The following is a 14,815-nucleotide window of genomic DNA, read 5'->3' on the forward strand; positions in this document are numbered from 1 at the left end:
CGACGCTCGTGACGATCGCGAAACGTCCCTCTTCAGCGAGCCGGGATGCGCGAGAATGTGGAGGTGATTTGCCCGACAACGCAAGTGAGGAGTCCGCGACAAACTGGCACGACGGGCAGTTGGCGCATGTAGGGCATGCGTGGATTGCTCGTCGGGCAGATGATCCATCGCACGACGACCGGGCGTCCGTGAGTGGCCTCGCCCCTCCCCCATCGTCATGGCCATGCTCGGTCACAGCCATCCACGTCGTGGTCATCACGAAGAAAGACGTGGATGCCCGGGCCTTCGTCGCCGGCCCCGCGCTGAACGGGGCAGCGAGGGCGGTCGAGATAGCGAGCGAAGCTCACGAGTTTTATGCACTGTCACCGTAATCCCGCGCGTAATCCCGCGGTAATAGGTCGCGCGCGGCAGACCCGCCAGCGCGCAGAGGTGCTGCACGTGAACGTGGGAGTCGGCGGCCTCCGATGTCATGGCCTGGATGACTTCGATGATGCGGATGCGGGTTTGCCTTGCACGACCGGCCGCTCCAGAGCGCGCAAGGCTTGCCGAAAAAAATCGATGTCCATCTGCTGTCGGCCGACCAGCCGTTCCAGCTCGGCGATGCGCGCATTCGCCGGGGCGAGCGCCGAACGCTTGTCGTCATACGTCGCCACGGGCTTGAGCTTGCGCGGGCCGGGCTTGGGACCGCCCTTGCGGTTCAATCCCTCTGGCCCGTGCGCCTTCCACGCCTTGATCCAGTCGTGCAGAAGCTTGCGCGCTATGCCGAGGTCACGAGCGACGGGCAGAACGCCTTCGCCTCGCTCGACCCGCTTGATCGCCTTCAATTTGTAAGCCGTCGGGAACTGACGGGTCTTTCCTCGTACTGCCACAGCTCATCCCCGAAATGCCTGTCACAGAAATTATCTGTGTCTCACTTGAGGGGTGCAGTCCAGTGCAGTCCAACACTGTCACCGTAATATCGAACCCAATCCGCCATCTCTCAGTGGATGCCGGTCGCAAATCCGCCAGCCCATGGTCGACAGGACAACCTCATTTTCATTCTTTCTACTTTTGATTGCTTTTTTCTATCATTCACCTCATACTGCAACGCACATATCTCCGAAGAATTCACTTATTAGCGGCCGGACGATCCGAGCCAGCCGCACACCGACGTGCACGACACAAGGCCACTTAGTCCGCAGCATAGCCGACGCGCCTGTGACGATTAGATCCTGAAAATGATCGACCAATTTTCTTCAGTTCGCACACGACTTGGGGGAACCACTTTTATGAAGGGATTCACTGCGATGACCGAAGAATTCTCGTCGGACTCCATCAGCAAATGGGCGAAGCGGATTGCAGCAGAGATCGAACCCGAGAGCGAAGCTCTCGCGCCAATGATGATGGAGGCCTATCTGCGTGGCGGTCGAGACCGACGGCAGCTCTTTGAGAATAAAGCGGAACTCGGCGGTTTTCTGCCAGATGGCGGAGCCTTGCTTTTGCCTTTTGCTTATATGGCGCTCAGCTACATCGCAAAGGGGCTGCTCAAGCTGTATCAATCAGGCGGGCTCAGCGGAATATCCAACCTGCTGAGCATCTGGAAAAACGCCTTCGATCTCATCAAGACCCGGAAAGCACGTGAAGAAGCACATGCAGTCACGGAAACGGAGGCACGACGCAGTCTGCGCCATACCCTGGACGAGGTGCAGCGCGCTCTTAGGGAACAGGGCTTGTCGACAGATCAGTGCGAGCTGATCTGTTACCGAGTGATGATGGTGCTGCTCGACGAGCCTATCGAGGGAGCACAACTGGTCAGGACATTCCAGAGTGAAAGCGCATAGGGATGGCCGAGCCACAACGACAGAACTCCGACGCGGGTCTGCCACCGTGGCTTTTGCTATTCCTGACGTTGTTAGTCTTCGGACTTCCGCAGAGTTATCAGACGGCACGCGAAGATCTTGGCGATTTTCAGAAGATCGACGAAATGAACCGGCTGGAGCTCGCTGTAGCAAATGTCGATGATGCCAGCTCGATCGTCGCCAAAAGTGACGCTCAGCAAGTGATGCAGCATCATGCGCATTTGCTGAATTGGCTAAAAAATGGCGCATGCATCCGGTTCCGAGCGGAACTAGACCGGGCCCTTGCCGCCATTGAACAAGCGAACTTTCTCGAAGACGACCTGCGGGGCCTTTACCGTCAGCAAGTTAAACTCAAGAAAGATGCGATGGCTCTCATCTTGGAGATGCTTGACGACGACGAACGCTCCGAACTTGTGCAGATCGAGGGCAAACGACCGCCGCCGACGGCAAGCAAAGCCGAGATAATCCATTATCTGCTGGAACCGAAAGAAGACCAGCGCCAAACTATGAGCACGAATTGGCGAACGCTCGCCCCGCAGGCGCGCCCGACCTTGGACACGGGAGATCAGGGCCATATATCCATGGATGACGTATGGCGGTCACGCATCTCCCTGATCTTGAGCAAACCCGCCTTCCTTGTAGATCTAGGAATCACCTTGATCCCGATTTTCTGCTTGTTGACGGTAGCGTTTCCCCGTTGGCGAGCTTGGCACGTGGAAAGGACATTCGGGCTCCGGGAGTATCTCGGAGGGTTTCCGGAGATCGACGAACTACAGGCATTTGTAGCGATGAGCGCTCCGCGCATCGAACTGCGGGTCAACCTGCTGCATTCGGGCTATGCATTTGTCTATCCACGGAGCTATCGGCGCCCGCGCCTGGCAGTGCTCGGCGGAATGTATGTGCTTTGGAAACGTGATCCCGTGACCGCGAGGGGCATATTGCTGCATGAAATGGAGCATGTCCGCCAAGGGGACCATCTTGTCGTGGGGTACGGAAGCTTCTTCTCGGGGTATCTCAAGTGGCTGCTTGTCATCTTCATCCTAGTGATGGCGATGACCCTGATCTCCTCCATGGCGCTTTCCGTGAGATCGGTCGGTTTGCATATCGAGCACCAAGCGCAGCTCTTTGGGCGGACTGCACTGATGGCGTTATGCTCAACCGCATCTCTCCTCTTCCTGATCATGGCTTCGATCACAAAGCCGCTCGTGGCTATCTGGGCCCTGGAGCTGAACGCAGACTACGGCGGGAGCCGCGCGCAGGTCCTGCACGTCGAATGCGGCACCAAGGCGATGGGAGCCGGTGGACGGATATCCCGAATGCTGGGAACTCTGAGCCATCCGCCGGTCTGGCTGAGAGCATGGTTGATTAGGCGCGACGACTGGATGAGGAGACTACTGCGACAGATTCTCTTTCCAGCCTCGTACCTGATCGCGATCCTGATGCTCTTTCTCATGGGCTTCTTCGCGACGCTACCGGACCATGGACTACGTGCCGAGAGGGTGAAATGGCTCTTAGGCCTATCGTTGGACTCCCTTGAACGCAATTATTGGAAATTCGGCAGCATGGCGGCGCTGTTGCTGGCGTGGCCATGGCTGTCCGGCTACTGGGAGCTATTCTTCATCGGAGCAGCCCGGCAGTACAAATGGTGGGATGGAGGAAGATGGGCTGCGGCGCTACTGCTGACAATATTGGCGATTTTGGCGTGGTTTGGCGGCCGATCGTCTTGAAGCGGAGCAGGCCTGATTCGTGTGCTCGGAACGGAGGCCAACGTCCAAAGCACATTGAATTCACGCCAGATGCCACCGATGAAGAACGTCCCTATGGCGCGATCGGCAACAAGCCGCCTGGAGCGTCAGGCTATTCAAACTCGGCGATGCGAGCATTTGCGCGCGTCAGCGCAGACCGCTTGTCGTCATAGCTTGCTGTAGCTTTGAGCTTCCGGCATTACGGTGATAGTGCACAAAACAACAAAGGCCGCGCAACGTCGTCAGATCAATACCTTGAACGAGGCCATGAACTTCCGGTCTGCCGCATCCCAGCCCTCCAGCGGTTTGCGCTTCATGACCTGCACAAGGAAGCTATGCGGTCCGGAGACCGTCGTCAGGCCGCCTCCCCATACCTTCTCACTACCATAGGTGAACCGCTTGGCCGGGAGCGTGGCGCCGTTCGCCAACTTGAACTCGGTCTTGTCGATCGACAGGAATTCGCCCGATATGCGCTCCACCAGTCCATCGAGCATGGATTGCATCATCAGGGCGGGCTTGCCTTGGATCGGCCAGGCAGCATGGAAAACGGCGAAGGCCTTGTTTCCGTCCTTGGCCAGATACGTCGTCGACGAAAGTCCCAGCAGTCCACTCGACTTTTCCTCCGGTGGCGTCGGAAACTCGACCGAGAAGAAATGCTCGGCCGGAGCGAACGCGTGGCCAGCGAAGGCCGGGGCCGGGATGACGGCGCCACCAAGAATGGCCAACAGATGGCGTCGCGATATCCCGCTCATGACGGCTTACCTCACTCCCACTCGATTATCTCGCACATGAATAAGGCTTTGATCTCCTTGGATTATACTCCGGGATCACGTCAGGACGCCGTTGGCAGAACCGGCAGATTTCTAGCATCATGACTCCACAGGAATATTTTTTCACCTGGGGCCGAGCACCCTTCGTCACCTATCGCCTGCTATCGCCAGGACGACAATGAAAAATTGCTAACCGTGAACCCTCGCGACTTGAGCAGCGGGTCTGTGCCGACTCGTCTATTGCCCGGTCGTGAGTGCGAGGACCAGAGGCATGGTCAGGACGGCAACTGCCGTTTGAAAGCTGATGATCCCGGCAGCAACGCGGTGGTCGCCTCCCAGCAGCCGCGCCATGATGTAGGCGGAGGGCGTGCATGGCAACGCGTTGAACAGGACCAGCGTGTTGAGTGGAACGCCGTTGAGGCCGACCATGCGCCCGATGCCATAGGTGGCAAGCGGGACCAGTGCCAGCTTGACCAGGCTGGATTGCAGGACCGGGCCGCCCGCGATCCGCGCTGCAGCGACATCCAGGCTGGCGCCAACTGCGAGCAGACCGAGCGGCAGCGATGCGGCGCCCAGCACGCCCAATGTCGATGCGATGGGCTTGGGGATGCCGAGGCCGCCGAGATTGGTGATCGCGCCGGCAACGACGGCGAGGATGACGGGGTTTGTCAGCACAGTCCGGGCGATGTTCGCCCGGGCGCGCGCGCCATGGCTGCCGTGCAATGCCAGGACCAGGATCGACCCGACGTTCAACACCGGAATGGTGATCGCGATGGCCAGCGCAGTGACGGACAGACCCGCCTGACCATAGAGCGCCGTCGCTGCTGCAACTCCGACATACGTATTCGGCCGGAGCGCTCCCTGAAGGACGGACGAGAACACCGGCCCAGGATGCGGGCGAACGGCGCTCCAAGCGGTGAGGAACAATCCACCGAGTGCGACCGCACCCAGCAGGACGACGGCGGTCGAATGCAACGAAATCCCGGCCAGCTCGGCTGTCGCGACCTGCATGTACATCAAGGAAGGAAACAGACAGAAGTAGTTGAGCCGCTCGCAAGGTATCCAGAACGGCTCAGCAACCAGCTGGCTGTGCCGAAGCACAGCTCCCAGCACGATGATCGCGAAGATCGGAGCAAGCGCCGTCACGATCTCGATCACGAACAGATCACCTGCAACTCCCAGCTTTCATCGAAATTTGCCAACGCAGAATTGTGCCTCAAAGACCTATTTCTCGAAATAGACGTCCGCGAAGCTGGCGTTGATCCCGGTCACACCGAGCGTGTGATTCCTGACCTTCTTGTTGAAGAGCGTCACCCCATCGGGTGCGACCAGATGGATCGCCGCGACATCGTCATAGATCAGGTTCTGGAACTTGAACCACAGCGCCCGGCGCTTTTCGGGATCGGGCTCGACGGCCGCATCCTCGAGCAGCTGGTCGACGGCCGGGTTGCTGTAGTGCGAGGCGTTCGAGAACGGCAAGCCGATCTTGAAGTTCTTCGACCAGAAGGCGCGCTGGATGCCCGGAGTCGGATCGAAGGTATTGGACAGCGATTCGAGCGTGATGTCGAACTCACGCCCGGTATAGGCCTTATTGATGTAGGTCGAGAAGTCGAAGAACTGGAAATCGACGGCGATGCCGAGCTTGGTCAGCGCCTGTTTGACGAAGTCTCCGGCCGCCTGCAGATTGAACGGGTTGGCATAGAGCCGGATTGGAAAGCGGGTCCCGTCGGCCTTCTTGGGATAACCGGCCTCGTCGAGCAGCTTGTTCGCCTTCGCCAGATCAAGAGCATACGGCTTGATCGAGGGATCGACGAAGTCGGCCAGGTCCGGACTGACCGCCGACGGCGCGACCTTGCCGTAGCCGAAATAGACGAAGTCGAGCAGCCGGCCATAGTCGATCGCGTGCCCGATCGCGAGCCGCACCCGCTTATCCCTGAAGATCGGATTGTCATAGTTGAAATACAGCTGGGTCATGCCGGCATTGTATTCGTAGCCGCGCGTCTCCGAGCCGAGATGCGGCAGCGCCTGCAGCCGCGCGAGGTCGGAGCGCGGTACCGGCGGCCCGCCGCCGAGATCGAGCTCGCCGGTCTCGAACGCCACCGAGCGCGCCGCCTGATCGGCGATGAAGCGGACGATGATGCGATCGAGATAGGGCTTGCCGGCATCCCAATAATTGGGATTGCGGTCGAGGATGATGTGGCTGCCCTTGACCCACTCCTTGAACACGAACGGGCCGGTGCCGATCGGCGCGCTGGCGTTCTTGTTGCCAAGCGGATCGGTGCCCTCATAGACGTGCTTCGGCACGATCGGCGACTCCGACGCATCGAGCGCCTTGAGCAGATAGGGCGCCGGCTTGGACAGCACGATGATCGCGGTCAGCGGATCGGGCGTCTGCACCTCCTGGACGAAAGCGAAGGTGCCGCGCCCGCGCGGGTGGTTCTCCTTCAGCAGCTTGATCGAATAGGCGACGTCCGCCGAGGTGAACTCCTTGCCGTCATGCCATTTCACGTTCGGACGGAGCTTGAAGCTGTAGCGCAGCCCGTCCTCCGTGACGCTCCATTCCGTTGCCAGCGCCGGCTGCGGCTTGAAGCCAAAACCGTAGGTCAAAAGGCCCTCGGTCACCTTGGGCGAAATGCGCGTAGATGGACCGGCCGTATGGGCAATCGTCACCAGCGTGGTCGGCTCCTGCTCGACCAAGAAGCGCAACGTGCCACCGCGCGGCGCCTCCGCATTGGCTACAGCCGGCAATACTAGCAGAAGCACTAGCGCAAGACCCATCGCATGTCGACCGAGCGCACGAAAGCTCATAGGCAGCCCTCTTTTTGACAAACATGTTCGACGCGAGACGGCGTCGCATGACTGGCCAGCTCTACACCAGAAGTCGCGTCAAATGCTTGCTGATGAATGCCGGGAGCGAGGAATGATCGTAGCGACTTGTTTGTCAGTTGGAGCATGGGCCTCTCATGACGCCCTCCTTCGTCGCTCCCGCAGGACCTGCACCGCGCGTCAACTCCTGGCGACCACGCCGCGACAAGATGCAACACCGACGTCATGAACTGAATGATGGCAGCGCTGACGTGCCGGGACTCCGGAGACGTTTGTTGCCCGTCTCATTTGAAATTTGGAATAGCCAGATCTGCGTTTTTTCCGTTTGCTAGACAGCTCAGCAATTCACTTCAACGATACGGTCCACACAATGATCCCGCGCTTTCCTTCGCTCTCACTGTCCCGGCGACGCGTGCTGGTGCGCGGCTTTGCGGCGGCCACGATGGCACTGGCCGCGATGACGGCGTTGCCCGTGGCCCACGCCGCGCCGAAGAATGGCGGCGACATCGTGTTCCTGATCGACTCGCTGGGCAGCACCTGGATCCCCAACAACAGCGCGATCTCGAGCTTCCAGGGCCATATCTGGGGCCACGTCACCGACAAGCTCGTCTATGTCGACGCCGACGGCAAGGTCAGCCCCTGGATCGCCGAGAGCTGGGAGCAGAACGAGGACGCGACCTCGTTCATCCTGCATTTGAAGAAGGGCGTGACCTTCTCCGACGGCACGCCGCTCGACGCCGCCGCCGTGGTCGCCAATCTCGATATCTGGTACGCCGGGCGCAAGAGCGAGGGCATCAACCCGATCGGCCTGTTTCCGAAGACCTACAAGAGAGCCGAGGCGATCGACGCTGCGACCGTGAAGGTCTCATTCAAGGCGCCGACGCTCGGCTTCATCCCGACGCTGGGCTATCACGGCTCGATCCTGATCTCGCCGAAGACGCTCGCTCAGCCCGCCAGCCAGCAGGCCGATCTCGGCAAGACCTCGGGCAGCGGCCCCTACGTGGTCGAATCCTGGAAGGAAGGCGACTTCGTCAAGCTGGTCAAGCGCAAGGACTACAATTGGGGGCCGGCGGCGGTCGGCCACACTGGACCTGCCCTCCTCGATTCGATCACCTACAAGCTCGTGGCGGAACAGTCGCTGCGCGTCGCCGCGGTGCAGTCCGGCCAGGCCGACGTCGCCTACAACGCGTCCCCGCAGGAGCTGAAATCGCTCAAGGAGGCCGGCTTCACCGTCGCGACGCCGCGCTATCTCGGCTTCGTCAATGGCTGGGCGATCAATACCAAGCTGGAACCCTACAACGACGTGAAGGTGCGCCAGGCGCTGCAGGCCGCGATCAATCGCCAGGAGATCATCGACACCGTCTATACGCCGGAGTGGAAGCTCGCGACCTCGTTCATCCAGAGCAACGTGCCCGGCGCCACCGACCAGAGCGCGCTGCTGGCCTACGATCCCGACAAGGCCGGCAAGCTGCTCGACGAGGCCGGCTGGATCAAGGGCGCCAACGGCGTCCGCACCAAGGACAGCAAGCCGCTGACCTTGACGCTCTACTCCAATCCCTATCTCGCGACGGCGAAACCGGTCGATGAGCTAATCGCCCAGCAGCTCGGCAAGATCGGCTGGAAGGTCTTCATCCGCGCCTACGACGTCGTAACCTTCGGCGAGAAGGTCAGATTCGGTGGCCCGGCCGTGCCCGCCTATGAGGTGACACGCAGCTTCATCGACGCCGGCACGGTTGCCAGCATCCTCACCGATGCCAACAATGGCGAAAACTGGTTCGCGCTCGGCGAGAGCGACACCAAGCTCAACGAGCTGCGTGACAAGATCGCCGGCGCCGGCACCACCGAAGTCCGTGGCCCGCTGCTCAACGAGCTGCAGAGATACGTCCTCGAGCAGGGCTATTTCATCCCGCGCACGCAGATCGTCCAGCGCATCTACGTGCAATCACCGCGGCTCAAGGGCGAAGTCTATAACGGCATCGCCTATGCCAGCTACTACACGGCGACGAAAGGTGAGTAGCCGGCGTTGCGGACAGGTCACGTGAGGAGGCCACCCGCATGAGCAATGCCTATCTCGGCCTTGCCGCAAGGCGCCTCGCCCAGGCCATCATCGTCATTCTGCTGGCCTACGTTCTCACCTTCGTCGTCGTCAGCATCCTGCCGGGCGATCCCATCACCAACGTGCTCCGCGATCCGCAGAACGGGTTCACCGAGGACGAGATCCGGCAGATCATCGCAGCCCAGGGCCTGGACCAGCCGGTCCTGGTCCAGCTCTGGACGTCGCTGACCCATTTCCTGACCGGCGACCTCGGACTGTCGATGCGCTCCAACCGGCCGGTGACGACGCTGATTGGCGAAGTTCTGCCCTCGACGCTGATCCTAGCGTCATCCGGCTTCGCCGTCGCGCTGCTGCTCGCGACGACCGTTGCCTACGGCACGCAGTTCGTGCCCAAGCGGTCCGGCCAGGGCCTGCTACGAGGCTTTCCGTCACTGTTTCTGTCGGTGCCCAATTTCGTGATCGGCCTGGTGCTGATCCACCTGTTCGGTTTTCAGCTCGGGCTGTTCAAGGTGATCGCGCCCAACAGCTTCTGGGCGACGTTCTTCGCCGCGATCGCACTCGGCATTCCCGTGTCGGCACAGATCGCGGAGGTGCTGATCGCCAATCTCGACCACGAGCGGGCGCAGGACTACGCCGCCGTCGCCCGAAGTCGCGGGCTCGGGCCGGTTCGCCTGTTCGCCAAGCATCTGCTCAAGCCGTCCTCGCTGCCGGTCGTCACCATCATCGCGCTCACGCTCGGCGAGCTGCTCGGTGGCTCGCTGATCACCGAGACGGTGTTCGGCCGCACCGGCATCGGCAGCCTCGTGCAGCGCTCGGTCAGCACGCAGGATCTTCCCGTCCTGCAGGCGGTGGTCTCGCTCGCCGCCGTCGTGTTCGTGCTCGTGAACCTGATCGCCGATCTCGTCTATCCCCTCCTCGACCCGCGTGTGAAGCTGGTCGGCGCCGCCAGCCGGCGCCCGACCACGGCTGACGACGACGCCGTCGGCGCTTCCCAGGCGGTGACGCCATGAGCCTCCTGTCCTCCTCCGCGTTCGTCCCGACGACCAGCCGGCTGGCGGCCCTCAAGGTCCCGCCGACCGTCCTGCTCTCCTTCGCGGTCATTGCGCTCGTGATCGCCTGGTCGGTCGCCCCCGGCCTGTTCACCAGCTACAGCCCGATCAACGGCGTGTCCGCCGACAAGCTGCTCGGCCCCAGCGCCGCGCATTGGTTCGGCACCGACCATCTCGGCCGCGACCTCTACGCGCGCGTCGTTCACGGCACGGCCTCGTCGGTGAGCTCCGCCTTGATCGCTGTGGTCATTGCCGCCGTCGCCGGCGGCCTCATTGGCCTGCTCGCCGGCTTCTTTGGCGGCTGGGTCGACATCGCGCTCGCCCGCCTCGTCGACGTGCTGCTGGCGATCCCGCATTTCCTGCTCGCCGTGATCATCGTCACCGCGCTCGGCTTCGACACGACCAACGCGGCGATTGCCACCGGCATCTCGGCGGTGGCGGTGTTCGCCCGCGTCATGCGCTCGGAGGTGATCAAGACCCGGCGGGCCGCGTTCGTCGAGGCCTCGTTCCTGCTCGGCGGCTCGCGCTGGCACATCCTGTTGCGGCATGTGCTGCCGAACGCGTCGCGCTCGGTGCTGCCGCTCGCGGTGCTGCAGTTCGGCCTGTCGATCCTGGTGATCGCCAGCCTCGCCTTCCTCGGCTATGGCGACCCCCCGCCCGCCTCCGACTGGGGTCTCCTGATCTCGATCGGCAAGGACTACCTCAAATGGCCATGGCTGGTTTACGCGCCCGCCTTCGTCACGATCGGGACCGTGCTCTCGTTGAACAGGATCAGCCGATGGCTTCGCCGGACAGACTGAGCGCCACATTCAGCCGCGACACCATCGATGCGCCGGGCTTGCAGCCGCAAGCTCCCCTGCTCCACGTCGACGGCCTGTCGGTGTTCTACGGCAAACAGCAGGTCGTCTCCGACGTCAACTTCGAGCTCGGCCGCGGCCGGAGTCTCGCGCTGATCGGCGAGTCCGGCTCGGGCAAGTCGACGATCGCCCGCGCGGTGTTGCGGCTGCTGCCGAGCGGCGGACATGCGACCGGCCGTGTCGCATTCGACGGCCAGGATGTGCTCGCGCTCTCCGAGCGCCGCTTTCGGCCGCTGCGCGGCCGCGCCATCGGCTTCGTGCCGCAGGATCCCGGCAATGCGCTGAACCCGGTGCGCACGATCGGCGCCCAGGCGATGGAGGCAGCTGTGCTGCTCGACGAGCCGGACAACAGAGTCCGCAGGCAGCGCATCCTGGAGACGTTCGCCCAGGTCGGGCTCGACAATCCCCAGCGCGTCTATGACTCCTACCCGCATCAGCTGTCCGGCGGCATGCTGCAGCGGGTGCTGATCGGGCTCGCGGTGCTGCCACGACCGTCGCTGCTGGTGGCGGACGAACCGACCTCGGCGCTCGACGTCACCATCCAGAAGCGCATCCTCGACCTGCTGTCGCGGCTGCAATCCGAGCTCGACATCAGCCTGCTGCTGATCACCCATGACCTCGCGATCGCCGCCGAGCGCGCCGATGCGCTGGTCGTGCTGAAGGACGGCACCATCCAGGAGGCCGGCCGGACATCATCAGTGTTCTCCGCGCCGGCGTCGGCCTATGCAAGGAAGCTGCACGCCGATGTCCCGGCGCTCAACCCCGATCGTTACGCAGAGTTGCGCGACCCGGGCTTCCGCAGCCTCAAGCAGGGCGCGACCGCGAAGATCGAAGTCAGCTCCGTCACCAAGACCTTCACCGTCGACGGCAAGACGCTGACGGCCGTCGACGGCGTGTCGTTCACCGTACCGGCCGGCACTACCCACGCCCTGGTCGGCGAGTCCGGCTCGGGCAAGACGACGACGATCCGGCTGCTGCTCGGGCTCGAGCAGCCCGACAGCGGCACGATCACTGTTGCCGGCGACACGCTCAGTGGCCGGTCGCCGGACAAACTGCGCGCAGCCTGGCGCCACCTTCAGCTCATCTACCAGAATCCGTTCACCTCGCTCGACCCGACCTGGACCGTCGAGCAGCTCGTGCGCGAGCCGCTGGATCGCTTCAAGATCGGCACACCAGAGGCGCGGATCGCGCAGGTCCGGCAGTCCCTGGCCGATGTCGGGCTCGGCGAGCATCTGCTCGCGCGCAAGCCAGGCGCGCTGTCAGGCGGCCAGCGCCAGCGCGTGGCGATCGCCCGCGCACTCGTGCTGAGGCCGGATGTGATCGTGCTCGACGAGCCGACCTCTGCGCTCGACGTCACCGTTCAGGCCGACATCGTCGAGGCGCTGCTGTCGCTGCAGGCCAATCTCGGACTGACCTATATGTTCGTCTCGCATGATCTGGCGCTGGTGCGCCAGCTCGCCCACACCGTCTCGGTGATGCATCGCGGACGGATCGTCGAGCATGGCACCGTGAGCGAGATCTTCGACACGCCCCGCGAGCCCTATACGCGCGCGCTGCTCGCTTCGATCCCCTCGGGAGCGGCCGGTGCCGCGCGCGTGCCGCAGCATCGCGCGCGAGCCATGATCACGGCCGCCTGATCGGCTGCACGCATATCGCCGTTGAAGACGCCGGCGCACCGAAGCGCGCCGGCCCTCACGTCTATTCCGCCGCGACGTTGAGCGGCCCGCGCCAGATCGCCGACGCGTAGAGCTCGCCGCCGAAATCGGGATCGACCGTGCCGTTGATGCGCGCCTCATGCGCCGGCAGGTCGTCCAGGAACAGGTCGCGGCTGATCCGCGACACCACGCCTGGAATGTCACGCCGAAAACTCGGGACGTCGCCGACCGGCAGGCCGTAGCTGACGAAGGCAGCCGGATTGAACACGTGAATGTTCTTCAGGAATGGCGCCTGTCCCGGCTGCTTCTCCAGATACTCATGGCCGGCCCCGAGATACGGGTAGCCGCCGAGACTGTCGTCCTGCTCGTCGGCTGGCGGCGTGAAGCGATCGCGCCACAGCAGGATGTCATCGGCGAAGTCGGCCAGCTCCGACCTGCGATGCGCGTCGACGGTGAAGCCGGTGCCGGCGATGACGAAGTCGAACTTGAACTCACCGCGCGGCGTCACGGCGATCCCCTGCGCTCCGTCGGCTCGCACATCGGTCCAGGGAGATGACAGATGCAGATGAAAGTTGCGGTGCCGGACCGCCCGCGTGATCGCATCCGGCGGCGGCGTCGAGCCGGCCTGGCGGAAGCGGATTGCCTGGTGCCAGCGGATCGCATCCGGCAGCGCGCCGTAATTGTCGTAGGCGCCGGGATAACCACGGATGCGGATCACCGGCAGCGATGCCAGCTCGTGGCGGCGCGCGAACAGGTGCACCTCGCTCGCGCCGCTCTCGAGTGCGACCGCCGCCGCATCGAACGCAGAGGCAGCGCTTCCGACCACCGCGACCGACTTGCCGCGCAACGCCGCAAAATCGATCGCCTGCGAGGTGTGGGCATAGAGCGAGGGCGGCCGCTTGTGCGCGATCACCTCGGGCACGTAAGGTCCGCCCGCGCCGAGGAAGCCGTTCGCCAGGATGACCTTGCGCGTCGTTTCGACCCGCGCCGCACCGTCACGTTCCAGATGCAGCTTGAGATGGCCGTCGGCCGGCTCGATCTGCAGCAACCGCGTGCCGTACTGGACCTCGATGTTCAGGACCGAGCGGTACCAATCGAGATAGGCCGCCCAATCGACCCGCGCGATGCGGTCGATCTCCGAATAGGCCGCCTCGCCATGGCGAGACTCGTACCAAGCCTGAAAGCTCAGACCAGGGAGCCCGAGCTCGGGCCCCGGCAGAGTCTTCGGCGTGCGCAGCTTGTTCATACGTGCGGTCGTAAGCCAGATGCCGCTGCCGGCAGCATCCTTTGCCGCATCGATCACCGTCACCTTGCCAATTCCAGCACGGCGCAGCGCGAACGCAAACGTGCTGCCGGAATGACCGCCGCCGACCACGACCACGTTGTGGTCGACACCGTCGCGATCAGGCACCCAGTTCTGCGGATCCGGCCCGATCAGCCGCAGCGTCTCGCGTGCGGTCGCGTCGAGATTGGGTTGGGACATCTGTCGTCTCCGGAATTGGCTGTCAGTGGATGTGCGGAAAGCCGTAGCGTTCCGCGAGATAGCGGAGGATGCGGCCGGGATCATCGATGAAGCGCCGGCCATTCGCGATCTGCGCGTCGGCGGGGACCGGCTTGTCGTCGGCGAAGATCAGGACAGGCAGGGACTGATGCTGCTCGCCGATGAGCGTCACGACCGCTTCGCGCGGCCTCTCGAACGGCAACCGATGAACTTCGATCTGCGTCGCGAGGCCAGGGAATGATCCCAGCAATCCCTCGATCGCATTGCAGTGCGGACATACGAAGAAGCGTCCGGGATGCGCGACGTCACGAAATCCGGGTGCGAGGAGGAAAAGCCGATCGCCGCTCATGCCGTTCTATCACCAAAAGGACCGACGTATTCGTCTCATCCTAGAAGCGATCGCAAAGTGGTCAATGAAACATAACGCGCTTTGTTTCCGTGTTGTTGCAATGATCGACTGATGAGAACGGCGATCGAGAAACAATCTATGCGCCGCCCTCAGGCACTAAGCTCGCCCG

General features: G+C 62.7%; 12 protein-coding genes. 6 read left to right on the forward strand and 6 right to left on the reverse strand.

Annotated elements, in window-relative coordinates; all coding sequences use genetic code 11:
* Positions 1-467: 467 nt before the first annotated feature.
* A complete protein-coding gene (locus QX126_RS32615; protein ID WP_315786587.1) occupies positions 468-869 on the reverse strand; it encodes a transposase in 402 nt (133 codons plus the stop codon).
* 417 nt (positions 870-1,286) lie between these two features.
* On the opposite strand from QX126_RS32615, the gene QX126_RS32620 reads away from it, so the two are divergent.
* Both QX126_RS32620 and QX126_RS32625 read left to right on the forward strand, forming a co-directional pair.
* A complete protein-coding gene (locus tag QX126_RS32620; protein ID WP_315786590.1) occupies positions 1,287-1,820 on the forward strand; it encodes a hypothetical protein in 534 nt (177 codons plus the stop codon).
* 2 nt (positions 1,821-1,822) lie between these two features.
* Positions 1,823-3,565, forward strand: coding sequence for a hypothetical protein (locus QX126_RS32625; protein WP_315786593.1), 1,743 nt, complete (start codon positions 1,823-1,825; stop codon positions 3,563-3,565).
* A gap of 260 nt (positions 3,566-3,825) precedes the next feature.
* Here QX126_RS32625 and QX126_RS32630 read toward each other — a convergent pair whose 3' ends face one another.
* The 3 genes from QX126_RS32630 to QX126_RS32640 all read right to left on the reverse strand — a co-directional run bounded on the left by QX126_RS32630 (position 3,826) and on the right by QX126_RS32640 (position 7,161).
* Positions 3,826-4,335 (reverse strand): hypothetical protein, encoded by a 510-nt coding sequence (locus tag QX126_RS32630; RefSeq protein ID WP_315786596.1) that lies wholly within the window; start codon positions 4,333-4,335, stop codon positions 3,826-3,828.
* Positions 4,336-4,590: 255 nt separating this feature from the next.
* Entirely contained in the window at positions 4,591-5,511 is a 921-nt protein-coding gene (locus QX126_RS32635; RefSeq protein WP_315777377.1) for an AEC family transporter, read from the reverse strand.
* A 66-nt stretch (positions 5,512-5,577) separates the two neighbouring features.
* Positions 5,578-7,161 carry an ABC transporter substrate-binding protein gene (locus QX126_RS32640; protein ID WP_409999143.1) on the reverse strand — a complete coding sequence of 528 codons (1,584 nt, stop codon included), beginning with the start codon at positions 7,159-7,161 and terminating at the stop codon, positions 5,578-5,580.
* Between the two features lie 388 nt (positions 7,162-7,549).
* On the opposite strand from QX126_RS32640, the gene QX126_RS32645 reads away from it, so the two are divergent.
* The 4 genes from QX126_RS32645 to QX126_RS32660 are packed head-to-tail and all read left to right on the forward strand — an operon-like array spanning position 7,550 to position 12,778.
* Positions 7,550-9,196, forward strand: coding sequence for an ABC transporter substrate-binding protein (locus tag QX126_RS32645; RefSeq protein ID WP_315786602.1), 1,647 nt, complete (start codon positions 7,550-7,552; stop codon positions 9,194-9,196).
* A 38-nt stretch (positions 9,197-9,234) separates the two neighbouring features.
* The gene (locus QX126_RS32650) at positions 9,235-10,245 is read left to right on the forward strand and encodes an ABC transporter permease (protein WP_315786604.1); all 1,011 of its coding nucleotides are present in this window, start codon (positions 9,235-9,237) and stop codon (positions 10,243-10,245) included.
* On the forward strand, positions 10,242-11,084 hold the full coding sequence (locus tag QX126_RS32655) for an ABC transporter permease (protein WP_315786607.1): 843 nt from the start codon (positions 10,242-10,244) through the stop codon (positions 11,082-11,084). The genes QX126_RS32650 and QX126_RS32655 overlap by 4 nt, the downstream gene beginning before the upstream one ends.
* The gene (locus QX126_RS32660) at positions 11,063-12,778 is read left to right on the forward strand and encodes an ABC transporter ATP-binding protein (protein ID WP_315786609.1); all 1,716 of its coding nucleotides are present in this window, start codon (positions 11,063-11,065) and stop codon (positions 12,776-12,778) included. The genes QX126_RS32655 and QX126_RS32660 overlap by 22 nt, the downstream gene beginning before the upstream one ends.
* A 61-nt stretch (positions 12,779-12,839) precedes the next feature.
* Here the strand turns inward: QX126_RS32660 and QX126_RS32665 are convergent, their stop codons facing one another.
* Together QX126_RS32665 and QX126_RS32670 are read right to left on the reverse strand one after the other, a co-directional pair.
* Entirely contained in the window at positions 12,840-14,279 is a 1,440-nt protein-coding gene (locus QX126_RS32665) for an NAD(P)/FAD-dependent oxidoreductase (protein WP_315786611.1), read from the reverse strand.
* A gap of 22 nt (positions 14,280-14,301) precedes the next feature.
* The gene (locus QX126_RS32670) at positions 14,302-14,646 is read right to left on the reverse strand and encodes a DUF3088 domain-containing protein (RefSeq protein ID WP_315786613.1); all 345 of its coding nucleotides are present in this window, start codon (positions 14,644-14,646) and stop codon (positions 14,302-14,304) included.
* Between the last annotated feature and the right edge of the window lie 169 nt (positions 14,647-14,815).

This window comes from Bradyrhizobium sp. SZCCHNPS1003 (assembly GCF_032381555.1).
GTDB lineage: Bacteria > Pseudomonadota > Alphaproteobacteria > Rhizobiales > Xanthobacteraceae > Bradyrhizobium.

Excerpts from the sequence above, each read along its gene's own strand:
- QX126_RS32650 (WP_315786604.1), top strand. The coding sequence starts at position 9,235 with ATGAGCAATGCCTATCTCGGCCTTGCCGCAAGGCGCCTCGCCCAGGCC.
- QX126_RS32670 (WP_315786613.1), bottom strand. The coding sequence starts at position 14,646 with ATGAGCGGCGATCGGCTTTTCCTCCTCGCACCCGGATTTCGTGACGTC.
- QX126_RS32620 (WP_315786590.1), top strand. The coding sequence starts at position 1,287 with ATGACCGAAGAATTCTCGTCGGACTCCATCAGCAAATGGGCGAAGCGG.
- QX126_RS32660 (WP_315786609.1), top strand. The coding sequence starts at position 11,063 with ATGGCTTCGCCGGACAGACTGAGCGCCACATTCAGCCGCGACACCATC.
- QX126_RS32645 (WP_315786602.1), top strand. The coding sequence starts at position 7,550 with ATGATCCCGCGCTTTCCTTCGCTCTCACTGTCCCGGCGACGCGTGCTG.
- QX126_RS32655 (WP_315786607.1), top strand. The coding sequence starts at position 10,242 with ATGAGCCTCCTGTCCTCCTCCGCGTTCGTCCCGACGACCAGCCGGCTG.
- QX126_RS32665 (WP_315786611.1), bottom strand. The coding sequence starts at position 14,279 with ATGTCCCAACCCAATCTCGACGCGACCGCACGCGAGACGCTGCGGCTG.
- QX126_RS32630 (WP_315786596.1), bottom strand. The coding sequence starts at position 4,335 with ATGAGCGGGATATCGCGACGCCATCTGTTGGCCATTCTTGGTGGCGCC.
- QX126_RS32625 (WP_315786593.1), top strand. The coding sequence starts at position 1,823 with ATGGCCGAGCCACAACGACAGAACTCCGACGCGGGTCTGCCACCGTGG.
- QX126_RS32640 (WP_409999143.1), bottom strand. The coding sequence starts at position 7,161 with ATGAGCTTTCGTGCGCTCGGTCGACATGCGATGGGTCTTGCGCTAGTG.